Source organism: Collinsella sp. AM18-10, from assembly GCF_003471585.1.
In the GTDB taxonomy this organism is placed as follows: domain Bacteria; phylum Actinomycetota; class Coriobacteriia; order Coriobacteriales; family Coriobacteriaceae; genus Collinsella.
Genome location: NZ_QRJO01000011.1, coordinates 53,338 through 69,274, shown reverse-complemented (window position 1 = coordinate 69,274; position 15,937 = coordinate 53,338). Strand labels below are relative to the sequence as shown.

Below are 15,937 nucleotides of genomic sequence, written 5' to 3'. Positions count from 1 at the left end.
GGCTTGGCTCGCGTCCCCCCAATCTAGTAGACTCTAAACCGTTGCTAGATTAGGGGGATTTTCCATGAAGCGCTCCATGAAACGAGTTTCCGGGGCCGTCGTCGCGCTCGCGCTCGCGGCCGCCCTGGCCCTGTGCGGGCCCGCGGCTTACGGCGAGCCCGCCGCCCAGCCCGAGGCCCCACAGGCCGGCGGGGGCCAGGCGGAGCCCGCCCGGGCCGAGGAGGCCGCGCCCGTCTCGCTCTCGTACTCGGCCCACGTCTCCAATATCGGCTGGATGGGCGCCGTCGCCGGCGGCGGGGTCGCCGGCACGACCGGCAGGGGGCTCCCCCTCGAGGCGCTGCGCCTCGTCCTGTCCGACGCGTCGACCGGCGAGCCCCTCGGCGCCGATGCCATATCCGTCGAGGCCCACGTCTCGAACGTCGGCTGGCAGGCCGCCGTCGGCAACGGCGGCACCGCCGGCACCACCGGCCGGTCCCGCGCCGTCGAGGCCCTGAGGGTCAGGCTGTCCGCGGACCTGTCGGCCCGCTACACCGTCTGGTACCGCGTCCACTCCGCCGAGTTCGGGTGGCTCGGCTGGGCGTGCGACGGCGCCGACGCCGGCTCGGCGGGCTACGGCCGCGCCGTCCAGGCCGTCCAGGTCGCGGTCCTGCCCAAGGGCGACCCCGCCCCGGGCGACACGTCCACGCCCTTCGTCGACAGGTCCTCCGAGCCCCCCTCGGTCTCCTACCGCGCCCACGTCGCCGGCATCGGCTGGCAGGGCGCCGTCTCGGACGGCGCCGCGGCCGGCACCACCGGGCAGGGCCGCGCCCTCGAGGCCCTCTCGGGCTCCGTGTCCTGGTACGGGCACGGCTCCTCCTCCCTCGAGGTGAGGGCCCACGTCTCGAACGTCGGCTGGCAGGGCTGGACCTCGGGCGCCGCCGGCACCACCGGGCGCTCCCTGGCGGTCGAGGCGCTCCAGTTCAGGCTCTCCGGCGAGGCCGCCTCGTCCTACGATGTCTGGTACCGCGTGCACTGCTCCGACTACGGCTGGCTCGGCTGGGCCAAGGACGGCGCGTCCGCGGGCACGGTGGGCCTGTCGAAGGCCGTCCAGGCCGTCCAGGTCGTGCTCGTCCCCAAGGGCGGCGCCGCGCCGGGCCCGGTCGGCGGCGCCTTCCGCGGCGCCGGCGAGCGCCTGTCCGGCTCGGCCCTCTCCGTCTCCGGCTCGCCGGCGGGCTCGTCGTTCTCCGGCGGGGTCCTGACGCTCGGCTCCGAGAAGGGGCCCGTGCTGGGCTCCGTCGCTGCCGTTGTCGACAACCTCGAGTCCGACGGGTCGGTCGGCTACCGCGGCCTCCTGCTCGGCTCCGGCTGGCAGGGGGAGTCCAGCTCCGACGGGGCGCAGCTCGTCGCCACGGGCGGCGGGTTCCAGCTCAAGGCCGTCCGCTTCGAGCTGTCCGGCGGCCTCGCCGAGCGCTACGACGTCTGGTACCGTTCCTGCGACTCCGCGCGCGGCTGGACCGGCTGGGCGAGCTCCGGCGAGCCCTCCGGCGTCGAGTCGGGCGCCTCGGGCCTCACCGCAGTCCAGGTCGCTCTCGTCGCGAAGGGCGGCGCCGCCCCCGGCCCGACCGAGGGGGCCTTCGTCTCCGGCGCCGCCTCCGGCCCGGCGCTCGTCCTGCAGGGCCATGTCGCGGAGCGCGGCTGGCTGCAGGCGGTGGGCGGCGGCGAGGACGTCGGCACGACCGGCAGGGGCCTCGCGCTCCAGGCGGTGCGCGCCTCCCTCGAGGGGGCGGGCGAGGGGAGCTCCGTCTCCGTCGCGGCCCATGTGGCCGGCATCGGCTGGCAGGACGCCGCCTCCGCCCCCTCCTACGCCGGCACGGTGGGGCAGGGCCGCGCCGTCCAGGCCGTGAGGGTGTCCCTCTCCGGCCCCGTCTCCGATTCCTATGACGTCTGGTACCGCGTCCACGCGGCGGGCTACGGCTGGCTCGGCTGGGCCAAGGACGGCGAGGCCGCGGGCACCGAGGGCCTCGGTGTCCAGGCCGAGGCGCTCCAGGTCGTCCTCGTCGAGAAGGGCGGCGACGCCCCATCGTCGGGCGCCCCCGCCGAGCTCTCCGTCCCCTCGCTCAGCCTCAGGGCCCACGTCTCGGGCGTCGGCTGGCAGGCCGCCGTCGGCAACGGCGGCACCGCCGGCACCACCGGCCAGGCCCGCGCCGTAGAGGCGATCTCGGCCGAGGTCTCCTCGCCGGTCTCCGGCGGCCTGTCCTACAGCGCCCACGTCTCCGGCATCGGCTGGCAGGACGAGGTCTCTGACGGCGCCGTGGCCGGCACCACCGGCCAGGGCAGGGCGGCCGAGTGCGTCAAGATGCGCCTGACCGGCGGCCTCTCCGAGTACTACGACGTGTGGTACCGCGCCTACGTGCAGGACTACGGCTGGCTCGGGTGGGCCAGCGACGGGGCCCGCGCCGGCACGACCGGCATCGGCTACCGCGTCGAGGCGCTCCAGGTCCGCATCCTCGCGAAGGGCTCGGCGGCGCCGGGCCCCACGGAGGGCGCGTACAGGGATCGCCCCTTGCACCCGAATTCGGTTGTCCTCAACGTTCCTTGCACAATGCAGAATCCCGAGCTTCCTACTGGTTGCGAGTCCGTTGCATTGACTAATGCGCTCAACTATTACGGATTTGGGCTGGGCAAAACCGTCATTGCAGATGCGTATATGCCTAAGAGCAGTTGGGATTTTGTTACGGCGTTTTGGGGTAATCCGCATAGCGCTTCGAACGGAAACTGCATATCCGCTCCTGGATTGACCAACACGGCTAATTCTTTTTTGATTAGTCGTGGAAGCAGCTTGCGGGCGTATGACGTCACGGGCACTGGTTTCTATGATCTTTATTCCTATTTGGAAGCCGGACATCCCGTTATTATCTGGTCGACGATAGGCATGCAGAATTTGGGTCGATGCTATGCGACTCAGGCATATGGCGGAAGGATTTATCGAACGTATACCAACTCTCATACCGTTGTTTTAAGAGGCTTTAATCGTTCCCTGGGTACCGTTTACATTGCCGATTCGCTCTCTGGCTATGTCTCTAACTCTGCTGAACGCATCGCTTCGCTATACTCGCAACGGGGAGCCCAAGCGGTTGTTCTTAAGTAGGTTCGTTAATAGATGAAGGAAGGTGGAATCGTGAGACGTCTCTTTGATGTGTCCGTTTCTATTCTCATGGCTGTCGTGTTGCTCGTGAGTCAAACATGGGTTGTGACCGCTGCATATGCCGATAATTTAATTAACGGATCTGTTGACTCAACAAATTTCTATTCTGATGACTCGACCGCTATCGAAGACAGGTCAGTGTCTGAGGGACAAGAATTGGATGCTTCACCTGTGGTTAGCAAGCCTCAAGACGCGCAACAGGCTTCATCCGAAGAGGCAGGCGAAGTCGTTGCTGATGATTCAGCTTTAAGCGATCAGCTGACCGTCAAAAACGTAAGCGTTTCTGCCCATGTGCAGAATATCGGCTGGATGAATCCAGTTGGTTCGGGCAAGACTGCCGGAACGACGGGTAGAGGCTTGAATCTTGAGGCACTGAAAATCTCACTCGAAGTGGACGGGGCTTCCTCTCAAGAGCAGGTTGCAAATGCCATATCCGTCGAGGCCCACGTCTCCAACGTCGGCTGGCAGGCCGCCGTCGGCAACGGCGGCACCGCCGGCACCACCGGCCGGTCCCGCGCCGTCGAGGCCCTGAGGGTCAGGCTGTCCGCGGACCTGTCGGCCCGCTACACCGTCTGGTACCGCGTCCACTCCGCCGAGTTCGGATGGCTCGGCTGGGCGTGCGACGGCGCCGACGCCGGCTCGGCGGGCTACGGCCGCGCCGTCCAGGCCGTCCAGGTCGCGGTCCTGCCCAAGGGCGAACCCGCCCCGGGCGACACGTCCACGCCCTTCAAGAATCGTGTTGATGATCCCGCTTCGATTTCTGTCCGCTCGCATACGGCGAATATAGGATGGATGTCCCCCGTAGGGAGCGGGTCTATTGCAGGGACGACTGGCAGGGCCCTTCCCATGGAAGCGCTCGAGGCCCAGCTTGACTGGTATGGTCATTCCGGCGCCATTGAACTTCGTGGTCATGTGTCGAATATTGGATGGCAACAGTGGTCTGCGGGGCGCTGCGGCACGACTGGTAAGGCGCAGCGGCTTGAGGCCGTCCAGATTCGTTTGACCGGTGAGGCGGCCGAGAAATATGACATTTGGTATTGCGCTCATGTGTCAGGCATAGGCTGGCTCGATTGGGCCTGCAATGGTGCTGCCGCTGGTTCTGCCGGTAAGGGCAGGGCTATCGAAGCCGTCAAAGCGGCTCTTGTCGAGAAAGGCGGACCAGCGCCCGGTTCATCGGATAAGGTCTTTATCGGCGATCCAGATGCTGTTACGGTTTCCGGATCGGCCGTTTCTGGGGAGAGTCTTGGCTCCTCTTCCGGTCAAAAGGCCACGATCGGAGGCAATGGCGCTAAGCTGCTGAACTCTATTGTCCTGAGCGTTGCCGGTCAAACTGATAACGGGTCTATTTCTTATTCCGTTATGGATGGGTATTCAGGCTGGGGCGCCTCGTCAACGGATGGCGGTGCTGCTATAGCAGTATCAGGAGCTCCTGTTAAAGCGATTAAGTTGTCGCTGAGCGGCCAGCTCGCTGCCAATTACGACATTTGGTATCGAGCATGCGATTCCGGTAATGGTTGGACGGGCTGGACGTCAAATGGTCAGGCATGTGGCGTTTCTGGTGGCTCTTCCGGTTTGTGCGGCATTGAAATTGCGCTTGTGAGTAAGGGCCAGTCTTCGCCTGGCTCCACTGCCAATGCGTTTATCGAAACGTCTGGAATTGGTCTTGTTTCTCAGGCGCACGTTGCTTCTGCGGGCTGGTTGGCTCCTGTTGGCAACGGTGAAACCGCCGGCCAGACGGGCAAGTCCCGCTCCCTGCAGGCGTTGTATGTTGCAACTCAGGGCATCGATGCCTCCGTCGAAGTGTCGGCACATGTTGCGAATATCGGCTGGCAGCCATACGTCTCGGGTGCTGACTATGCTGGCACTGTTGGCAGGGGTCTCGCAATTCAGGCGGTTAAATTAAGACTGACCGGCAACGACGCCTCAAAATACGATATCTACTACCGTATTCATGCGGCGGATTATGGCTGGCTTGGTTGGGCTAAAAATGATGCTGCAGCTGGCACCGTTGGGTTGTCTAAGCAGGCTGAAGCAATTCAAGTTAAGTTGGTTGCTAAAGGTTCATTCGATGCTCCCGCTCAGGATCATGCTGCGTTGATTCAGCTTCCTGGTTTTTCGGCTAAGGCGAACTGTTCCGGTCTTGGCTGGAAAGCGGCCGTTGGCAGCGGCGAGATCGCTGGTACCGTTGGACAGAGCCGCGCCATAGAAGCCATGCAGCTGTCGCTCTCCGATAGTTCCATGAGCGGCGGCATTTCGTATTCCGCTCATGTATCCAATATCGGTTGGCAATCTGCTGTTTCAGATGGGGCTACATCGGGAACTGTTGGCCAAGGACAGCAAATCCAGGCCGTCAAGATTAACTTGACTGGCGAGGTTTCCAATTACTTTGATGTCTGGTATCGCGTCCATGTGTCAAATTATGGTTGGCTTGGCTGGACCAAAAATGGATCACCGGCGGGTACCACGAAGCTTGGCATTCCTGTTCAGGCCTTACAGGTAAAGATTGTCCCCAAGGGCGCTTCCGCACCGGGCTCTACGTTTGATTCGTATTTTGAGACCTATCGATATATGGGATATCAGACCCCCGGTTCTTATCCAAAGGTTAATTGCAACAGCGTGCAGCTTCCTTCGTATTGCACCGGATACTTTACGTACGTCACGCCTTCCCGTATTTCTTATAACGCTTCGCGCCAGGACTGCATTAATGCATTTATCCAGCGTGCTCGTGAATATATTGGAACTCGTTATATCGAGCCTTGGTCTTCTTGGCCGGGAGATGCGGTTGATTGCTCAGGCTTGGTACTGCAATGTCTGTATGCGACTGGCATGGATATGGGTTGGTATAACCCCTATAACCATCGTTGGTTGCCCGAGCAAACCTATAACTCCATGAATTGGTATCGCAACAACACATTTATGCCGGTTAGCACCTCTGCCATGCAGAGGGGAGATGTGGTCTACTACCAGGGTCATATTGGAATCTATATCGGAAACGGTCGAATTATTGATTCGTGGCCGGGAATTGGAGTTACCGAACGTTCGGTTAACGCTCCCGGTCGTGTGATCGGTGCCGCAAGACCTTTTGCATAGAGCCTATTGAGGCGCTCCGTAATAGGAGCGCCTCTTTTTGTGTCGGTGGCATTCTTTTCCAAGCTCAAAAAGTGTTCTATGAAGTGCGGTAATATAACCATTGATTGTGTCGCTGTATCCAGCTGTTATCTTGGGGGATATACATGAAACGTCTAAAAGCGTATGCGGTTTTGGCTTGCGCGCTAGTAATGATTTGGTCGCAAGTCGCTCAGCCTTACTGTGCTTATGCGCTGTTAGCTGAATCTGGCACTATCTCGCGATCGACATCTCAAGCGTCTGAAGAGCGCGGATCCCAAGATGAAATTTCCCAGGGAACACAGGTTGATGCTTCGGATTCCCAAGGTCAAACCGAATGGTACGGCGACGATGCAAATGCTGCTCGTCCTGACGAGGATTCAGACTTTATTTCCGACGATCAGGCTGGGGTTGGTGCTGATGAGCCGGGCACTGATGATTCTGATGGTGAGGCTTCGGACGATGTTTCCATCGAGACAGATTCCTCTGAATCCGACTCCCTAGAGCCTAACTCTTGGCGTTATGAAAACGGTGTCCTCATCAATGCGGGCGGCGACGACATCGATGTGCAGTCTTTGTCTGACGATGCTTTGCCAAATGGTGCCGTTGCGCGTGGTATCGATGTCAGCAATCATCAAGGGACTGTCGACTGGAATAAGGTTAAGGCCGCTGGGATTGATTTTGCCATTCTCAAGGTTGGACCTGTTTACGGAAAACCTGACGATTCTTTTGAGAGGAATGCTGCTGAATGTGAGCGCCTCGGTATTCCTTATGGTGTGTATTACTACTCCTATGCCCGTTCTGTAGAGGATGCCAATAAAGAGGCAGACAGGACACTTGCTTGGCTCGGTGGCCATCATCCGTCGCTTCCCGTTTATTACGATCTTGAGGATAACTATATCCTGCAGGATCCAAATTTCAGCAAAGATAAGCTCGCCCAGATTGCGCAGGCTTTTTGCAACCGTATGGAGGCTGTTGGCTTTAAGTCGGGTATCTATGCGAACCTTAACTGGCTCAACAACTACTTGGATAGTCCGTCTCTGAGCGGTTATGACCATTGGGTCGCTCAATATAATTGGCGTTGCGATTATGCTGGCAGCTACAGTTTCTGGCAGTATTCAAGCAGCGGCAATGTCCCGGGCGTTAACGGACGCTGTGACATGAACTATTGCTTCAACGGTTCTTTTTTGAACGTAGACGACAGCAAGATGCATATTCAGTATGAGGCGCATGTCTCGAATATTGGCTGGATGAGCAGCAAGCGCGACGGGTCTACAGCTGGCACAACGGGGCAGTCTAAATCAGTGGAGGATCTTAAGGTCAGCATCCTGAATCCCGTTGAAGATGGCTCTGTGCAAATTAACGCAAATGTAAGTGGCATCGGCTGGCAGGGCTGGGACACCCCCTCGGCCTCCGAGGGCGGCACCACCGGACAGGGCCGCGCCGTCGAGGCCGTGCGGCTGAGGCTCACGGGCTCCCTCGCCAGGGACTACGACGTCTACTACCGCGTCCACGCCTCCAACATCGGCTGGATGGCCTGGGCCAAGGACGGCGAGGAGGCCGGCACCACGGGCTTCGGCAGGAGCGTCGAGGCCGTCCAGATCAGGCTCGTCAAGAAGGGCGACGCCGCCCCCTCGTCCGACGGCGCCAACGTCGACTACGCCTTCAAGAAGAAGCCCATGTCCCTGACCTACCGCGCCCACGTCTCCAACGTGGGCTGGCAGGGCGCCGTCTCGGACGGCGGGACCGCCGGCACCACCGGCCGCGGCCTCGCCCTCGAGGACCTCAAGCTCTCGCTCGACAGCTCCGACTACTCGGACGGCTCTTCCGTCCGGATCAACGCCCACGTCTCGGGCATCGGCTGGCAGGGCTGGGACACCCCCTCGGCCTCCGAGGGCGGCACCACCGGACAGGGCCGCGCCGTCGAGGCCGTGCGGCTGAGGCTCACGGGCTCCCTCGCCAGGGACTACGACGTCTACTACCGCGTCCACGCCTCCAACATCGGCTGGATGGCCTGGGCCAAGGACGGCGAGGAGGCCGGCACCACCGGTATGTCGTGTTCCCTCGAAGCTATTCAGATTAAGCTCATTAAGAAGGGCGCTTCCCATCCTGATACGTCGGGGTATTCTCATCTTGAAATACCTACGGTGACGTATTCCTCTCGGGTGAAAGGTGCTTGGCAGAATACTGTTTCTGCCGGAGAGGTGTCCGGTACAACTGGTCAGGGAATTCCCATCACCGGGTTTTCGGCTAAAACTACTTCATCTGTTGCCGGCGGGATTAATTATCAACTACATTTTTCAAATGTAGGCTGGACTTCTGGCAAATCAAACGGAGGACAGCTTTCGTCTACCACTGAGTCCAATTCGGTTGAGGCTATCAAAATCTCTCTATCAGGTGACTTGGCATCTTACTTCGATGTTTGGTATAGGGTTCATGTTGATAGCGTCGGCTGGCTTGGTTGGGCTAAAGATGGTGCTGTTGCCGGCAGTACCGGCTATGGGGTGCACGTTCAGGCCGTCCAGGTGCGCCTTACAAGAAAAGGTGCCAATGCACCCGGAACTACCATTTCGCCGTGTTTGCTTGGGCAACCTTTTACGCTTGCAAATCCAATGCAGAAGAAGATTGTAGAGCTTGCTCGACAGGTACCCTCTCCTGGTCCTGGTTTGTGCTCTGAGTGGATTGCAGATATTTATGAGCGTGCCGGATTTAGGAATGTTCATACGGACGCCTGCGATTACTACTGGGACTATTGTAAATATACCGATTATTCTCAGCTGAAGGTTGGAATGGTCATTGCCGTTCCTTCGCATACGCATACATATATGGGCGGAATTTACGGTCACGTTTGTCTCTACATCGGTAATAACCAGGTTATGGATAATGTCGGTCGGATCAGGACGCTCGATATGGCGTACTGGTTGAATTATTATTCCACCTCATATAAGCCAAAATGGGGTTGGTATGACAACGTGCCGCTTGCATAGTTGATCGAAGGTCATGTCTTCACACAGGTTCTGGTAGATCCTCTGATTTAAACGAACGGGTCGTTTTGCAACGGTCCGTTCGTTTCTATTTAAGTGCCATTCGCGTTTTCGGTATTTAAGCAATTGCCGAAACGATAAATAATGATGCTAAAGATGGTCGATTGATGGGGGAGTCGAATGAAAAAGACGCAACGACTGCTAGCAACGGCAATGACGCCATTACTGATCCTTCAGTGTCTTCTGACGCCCCTTTCCGTCTGGGCTGATTCTTTACCTGTGCAACCGGAATCCACTGATTATATCGATAGTTCTGCCAGCAGCTCGGAAGACGAGAGCTTTGTCTTAAATGACGAACAGCATGGGATTGAAGTCGAGCAGCCGACTGTGTCAGACAATGATTCTCCCTCATCCGTTTCTAGCGAGCCTGCCTCCAATGCAACTGATTCGGCGAAACCCGAAAATGATGTATCCACTGTGTTTGGCTCTGTTTCATACCAGACTCATGTACAGGATATTGGCTGGCAAGCTCCCGTTTCAAATGGAATGACGGCGGGCACTACAGGCCGTGCTAAGCGCGTCGAGGCCCTCAAGATTAATTTGCTTTCACAGGATGGCACCCCGCTGGGGAATGACAGCATTTCGGTCCAATCTCACATTTCCGGGATCGGCTGGGAGTCTCAGCCGGTGGGTAACGGGCAGGCATCTGGAACAGTTGGACAGTCGCGAGCCATCGAGGCGATCAAGCTATCTTTGTCGGGCGGTCTTTCTGATTCGTATGACATTTGGTATCGTGTTCATTCTGCAAATGTTGGTTGGCTTGGCTGGGCCTCAAATGGTGAGCCTGCTGGAACGCAGGGCTATGCTTATCAGATCGAAGCTATTCAGATTAAGGTGCTTCCAAAAAATGCTCAAGATGCGCCAACGCGAGGCGATGCCTTTAGGGATCATTCTCAGGAACCGCCTACCGTTTCCTATCGATCTCATGTCTCTAATGTTGGATGGATGGGCGCTGTCGCGGACGGAAAGACATCGGGGGTTATTGACTCAAGAAATGCAATTGAGGCGCTGTCGCTCAGCGTTAATTGGTATGATCGCGGAGGCTCCATTTCCTCTCGTGCGCATGTCTCTGGCATTGGTTGGCAAGGCTGGTCTTCAGGCGTCATTGGCACGACCGGGCAGTCTCGGTCCATTGAGGCCGTTCAGTTTAAGCTGAACGGCGAGATATCTGCAACTTATGGCATTTGGTACCGTGTGTATGCTTCCAAATTGGGCGGATGGCTGGGCTGGACGTCTAACGGGTCTCCTGCGGGCTCGGTGGGGAAGGGTGCCGCCATTCAGGGTGTTCAGATTTTATTGGTCGAAAAAAGCGGCTCTGCTCCCGGCGATACGTCGAACCATTTCATTGGAGCTACGGATGTTCTAAGCGGGAGCTCGCTTGGTCTTAACGGTAAAAGCCTGGGCTCCGTACAAGGCAAATCAATCCTATTTGGCTCCGAGAACGGCTCTGAACCTTTAACCTCGCTCTCCATTTCGTTTGATAATCAAGAGATTTTAGGCTCAATTGACTATTCCGGCTTCTTTGAATTTGGCGGATGGAGCGGTGCTGTTTCTGGCGGTGCTGCGCTTAACTCTAAAAACGATGGGCGTGTTTTAAAGGCGGTGAGATTGGCTCTTACTGGAGATTTGTCTAAAGCCTATGACGTTTGGTATCGATGTTTTGACTCCAAAAAAGGATGGCTTGGTTGGGCGTGCAATGGCTCGGATGCGGGGGCAACGATATCGGGTTCATTCCTTAAGGCTGTCGAAGTAAGGATTGTCAGTAAAGGCGCCGGCGCTCCCGGGATAACGGACGGAGCATTTGTTTCCGATACTTCCGTCGATTGCGCCCACGTTATATATCAGGCCCATTCGGCTAACCGTGGGTGGTCTCCATCTGTTTTGGATGGGCAGGATGCCGGCACAACGGGAAAATCGCTTCCGCTTCAAGCTTTAAACGTGTCGTTTGCCGGTGTGGATGATGGCTCTCTTATTGAGGCGAGGGCCCATGTTGCCAATATTGGTTGGCAGGAATGGCAGTCTGCCGGTTATGTTGGGACCGTTGGACAAAGATTGGCCATTCAGGCTCTTGAACTGCGCTTAAATGGTCCCCTCGCGAATCAATATGACATTTACTATCGAGTTCATTCGGCTGGTTATGGCTGGTTGGGTTGGGCCAAAAACGGCGATTCCGCCGGAACTATCGGGCTTAATATCCAGATAGAAGCTGTTCAAATTAAGCTTGTGGCGAAGGGCGGGGATCCTGGCACTTCGTCTAAGCTCGCATTGATCTCGGCGCCAGCTCTGACGCTTCAAGTACATGTCGCCACACTTGGCTGGATGAATCCTGTTGGTAATGGCGGTGTTGCGGGTACGACTGGCAGATCACTTGCGATTGAGGCACTGAAGCTAAGTGTTTCCAGTAGCGTATCGGGCGGTATTGAGTACTCTGCTCATGTGCAGGATGTGGGTTGGCAAGGCTGGGCTTCCAATGGGAATGTCGCTGGCACGGTAGGCCGCGCAAAGCGTACCGAGGCTCTTAAGATCAGGTTGACCGGTGATTTATCGAACTACTTTGATGTTTGGTATCGAGCATATTGCCAAGACTTCGGATGGCTCGATTGGGCTTCAAACGGGCAGCCTGCGGGCACATCTACGATAGGCTGCAGAGTCGAGTCGGTTCAAGTGAAGATTGTTCCCAAAGGCGCTGGTGCTCCCGGTCCTACTGGGCGCCCGTTTACCGATCAGCCCTTACTGCCTGCGGACATGATGACCGTGCTTAATCGGGCTAATAGATATTCGAGCAATACAAACTGGCTCATTACTGTTGACAGGCAAGCATGCCGCCTTGGAGTTTTTCGTGGACAGCGCGGGTCGTGGAGTTATGCTCAATATTGGACTTGCTCTACTGGTGCCCCTAGTACTCCAACGCCTACGGGTGAGTATACCGTCACCGGCAAGGGCTACTCGTTTGGGCATGGGTATACCTGCTACTACTATACGCAGTTTTACGGGGACTATCTGTTCCATTCAATACCGTACTACCAGGGAACTTTTAATCCCATGGACGGCCGGATGGGAATGCATATTTCACAAGGCTGCGTGCGTTTGCCTATCGATCGCGCTAAATGGATTTGGGATAATGTGCCTCTGGCTACCAAGGTGGTAATCTACTAGTTATTCCCGTAAACGCCGAGAGTTTGTTGGAGGGCCCTTTCCTGTTGCCGTAGTCTTGGCAACGGGAAAGGGCCCTTTCCTTTAGATGGGCTCCTTTTTCTTCGTTCACCTAATTGGTGGCAATAATGAAGCCTACTCCCGATAGTATGGTTACTGACGGCTGTCTATCTAGGAGGCGATTCTCTTGAAAAGGCAATTTAGAGCATTTGTTGTTCTGATTTCCTGCTTCATGTCGATGCTGCTTTTGAGCCCTTTGGCTTGTTGGGCGGATCAAAATGTTGGTACCAACGAATATGAATCCGTTCCAGAGGCCCAATCAGACTCTTCGGATCAAACTGCTGTTGTAGCCGATGAATCAGCGCCTTCGATCGATACTGCCGTGGAGTCCAAAGAGGAGATCCCGGATGTCAGCTATAAATCTCATATTTCTGGCATTGGCTGGGAGTCGACGTTTACATCGAATGGTTCGATCTCTGGCACAACGGGCCAGTCTCGTAGGCTTGAGGCGCTCAGAGTTTCTCTTCCTAATTCAGAGGACCTTGGTATCGAATACCGCTCGCATGTGCAAAATGAAGGCTGGCAGGATTGGGTTTCCAACGGAGCTATTTCCGGCACAACGGGAAAGGGCCTTCAGATTGAAGCCGTCGAGCTTAAGCTGACGGGTGATAGGGCAGCTTCTTATGACCTGTATTATCGCGTTCATGCTTCAAATTTCGGTTGGCTTGGTTGGGCCTCAAATGGGTCGACTGCGGGAACCACCGGTTGGTCTTATGCCGTTGAAGCAATACAGATCGTCATTGTAAAGAAGGGTGATGCGGCGCCCGGTGATACCGCTGGTGCCTATGTCCCGTATGTCTTTAATTGCTCTCTTTCTCAGGTTGGGGAGACGACTAAAGTAACCCTGAATATTCCGCAGGTCGAGGATATAAAACGACTCGGCATCGCTGATTCGATAAGGGTGGCGGGCTCCATGTCGTATGGAGGGAAGGTCACCCGTTCCGTTTCAAGTACGATTGCACTCGGAGATTTGGATTCCAGCTCCAGCGAAATTGAATTTAACGATTATGGTCCGTTTGACGTTACGTTGCAGTATTTGAAGAACGGAAATATCGTTCATGAGGACCATCAGCCAATCGGCATTTCTGCGAGTGAATACAACCTTGCCCCTTTGAGTGCTTCTTTCCCCGTTGTTCTCTATTCGCTATCTTTCTGGGACATCAGCACCTCTTCTGCTGGAACGACCATTCCGTCAATCGTAATGCTCGATCGCCCAAATGCCTATAACTGGAGCTCGCTTCCATCCGGGATGTATGGCCTTCCGTATCTGACTCATGAGGAGAATGCTTCTAGTTCAAGCTATCAGGCGTTCGCGGATTATGTCGCTGCTCTCTTCAAGATCAACCCCAAGGCAAAGTTCAATCTGTATATCAATGACATCACCTGCTCGTTGATCCATAGGATGATTTACGCCAATAAGATTCCCACTGGCCAATACTCCATTCGGCTGTTGTCCGATGGATCTGCCACGTATGTATTTACCAACGAGGCCTTCGACGTTAAGGATCCAGATTCTAAGCAAGCGGAACTGATTGCTTTATGGAACGCTGCCAAGAATGAGGAATACGAAACCGGTGAGGTGTCAAAGTCGTATAGCGATTATCACGACCACTGGGATTCTATGTATGCTGTGCTCAGTATTGAGCCTGGCACTCAGTGGTGGATGACTCGAACTAATCTGTTTACGAGTGGTGACAATAATGCCTTTGCGAATAAGATTGCATCCGATCCTAACGTTAAGAAGGTGAACGTTTCGGGCATGCTTACGAGCCTGCAGATTAGGGGAGAAGATACGGTCCAAGCGTTTAAGGCCCTCTACAACTTTAATGATGGTTATTTTGATGCGGCGACTCAACAGGGTAAAAAGGTAATGATGCTGCTTGGAACGTACGTTTCTTATGAGCAGAATTTTGACGACTATGCCAACTTGACGGAAGTTATCTATGGCGATGACTATTTGTATTATTACAAGGGGCATCCGAACACACCGACGGGCATGTATCCCCAAAAGCAGGAGCAGCTTGACCGTCTTGGTATAACCGATGTCGATTCGTCTGTTGCTGCAGAGCTGATCCTTTTCTTTAATCCGGAGATTGGCCTGTCTGGCTATGGATCTAGCACGTATAACTCGGCTAGTGCCGATGCTGCCGGTGGACTTTGGAATTCTACGAAGTCAGAAGCGTTGAAGCCCGGCGCTGCTATCGATTATTCGATTATGGATTGGTTTGCTTCGCCTATTACTGAGGACTCAGACGCGGCTATCAGGTCCCTTTGCATGCAAGGTGACTCCTGTTATCTCGTGGAGTTTTCGGATGCCATACTTGCTACGACCAATTACGACTTCGCTATCTATTCGCACGATAGCGGTGCTTTGACTTATTTCAAAAAGGGTGAGTCTGGCTACGACGTCGTCAAGGTGTCACGAGGCTCGCTTGATGTGTTGGCAACTTCGCATGTTTCGAATGACGGTTGGCAGTCGGCTTCCAAGGGCGGAAGTGTTTCTGGCACCGTTGGTCAGTCCAAAGCCGTCGAGGCTATTACTCTCAACCTGCAGAATGCTCCCTACGATGGCAGCTTGGAGTACAGGGCGCATGTTTCCGATTACGGTTGGCAAGATTATGTGAAAGAGGGAGAAGTTTCCGGTACTACGGGTCAGAGCAAGTCTGTCCAGGCTATTCAAATTCGACTTACTGGTGAGAAGGCTAATCGTTATGACGTTTACTATCGTGCTCATGTTCAGGACAAGGGCTGGCTTGGTTGGGCCTGCAATGATCAGGTTGCCGGAACGACTGGGTTTGGCTTGAGGCTCGAGGCATACCAGGTCGTTTTGGTTGAAAAGGGTTCGCCTGCTCCAGGGGATACGAATCAGCCTTCTATTCAGAGAACGTTTTCGATTAAGGCTCATGTTTCAAACCTTGGTTGGCAGGAACCTGTTTATGAGGGCATGACGGCGGGCACAACTGGTCGAAATCTTGCTATTGAGGCGTTGACGATTAGCAAGCCCGACCTTGGGTATTCCGGTAACATCGAGTATCGAGCTCACGTTCAGAATATCGGCTGGCAAAAGTGGGTCAAGAACGGCAAGCTGGCCGGCACCACGGGTAAGTCTCTTTCTATTGAAGCTGTAGAAATTAAGCTTACGGGTGATCTCTCCAAGCATTATGACGTTGTTTATAGGGCGCATGTGCAGGGCAAGGGTTGGCTCGATTGGGTTAAATCGGGCGAGTGCGCAGGTACGACTGGAGAAGCCCTGCATATGGAAGCGTTTGAGGTTAAGTTGGTTGATAAATAGTAAGTGATGTAAGTCTATCATCTATCCGCTATTGCAGTAATTCAGTGGTTTAGTCCAACTGTATTAGTTTAATCTTGAAGGAGTTTATGATTTTTCGTA

Annotated in this window: 5 protein-coding genes and 1 pseudogene; all 6 read left to right on the top strand. The window is 55.7% G+C overall.

Features of this window, described 5'->3' with window-relative positions:
* Nucleotides 1–64 precede the first annotated feature (64 nt).
* Nucleotides 65–961: pseudogene (locus DW211_RS10445) on the top strand (hypothetical protein); the annotation flags it as partial.
* A 45-nt stretch (nt 962–1,006) separates the two neighbouring features.
* A complete protein-coding gene (locus DW211_RS07475; RefSeq protein ID WP_233540972.1) occupies nt 1,007–3,127 on the top strand; it encodes a C39 family peptidase in 2,121 nt (706 codons plus the stop codon).
* 30 nt (nt 3,128–3,157) lie between these two features.
* On the top strand, nt 3,158–6,274 hold the full coding sequence (locus tag DW211_RS07470; protein WP_158568508.1) for an NlpC/P60 family protein: 3,117 nt from the start codon (nt 3,158–3,160) through the stop codon (nt 6,272–6,274).
* Nucleotides 6,275–6,417: 143 nt separating this feature from the next.
* Nucleotides 6,418–9,276 carry a GH25 family lysozyme gene (locus DW211_RS07465; protein WP_118260101.1) on the top strand — a complete coding sequence of 953 codons (2,859 nt, stop codon included), beginning with the start codon at nt 6,418–6,420 and terminating at the stop codon, nt 9,274–9,276.
* Nucleotides 9,277–9,453: 177 nt separating this feature from the next.
* Nucleotides 9,454–12,489, top strand: a complete 3,036-nt coding sequence (locus DW211_RS07460; protein WP_118260100.1) for a L,D-transpeptidase family protein — start codon at nt 9,454–9,456, stop codon at nt 12,487–12,489.
* Nucleotides 12,490–12,673: 184 nt separating this feature from the next.
* A complete protein-coding gene (locus tag DW211_RS07455; RefSeq protein ID WP_118260098.1) occupies nt 12,674–15,838 on the top strand; it encodes a hypothetical protein in 3,165 nt (1,054 codons plus the stop codon).
* The last annotated feature ends 99 nt before the right edge of the window (nt 15,839–15,937 follow it).

Bases quoted from the DNA above. Each gene is read 5' to 3' on its own strand.
- DW211_RS07460 (WP_118260100.1), top strand. From the start codon at position 9,454: ATGAAAAAGACGCAACGACTGCTAGCAACGGCAATGACGCCATTACTG.
- DW211_RS07465 (WP_118260101.1), top strand. From the start codon at position 6,418: ATGAAACGTCTAAAAGCGTATGCGGTTTTGGCTTGCGCGCTAGTAATG.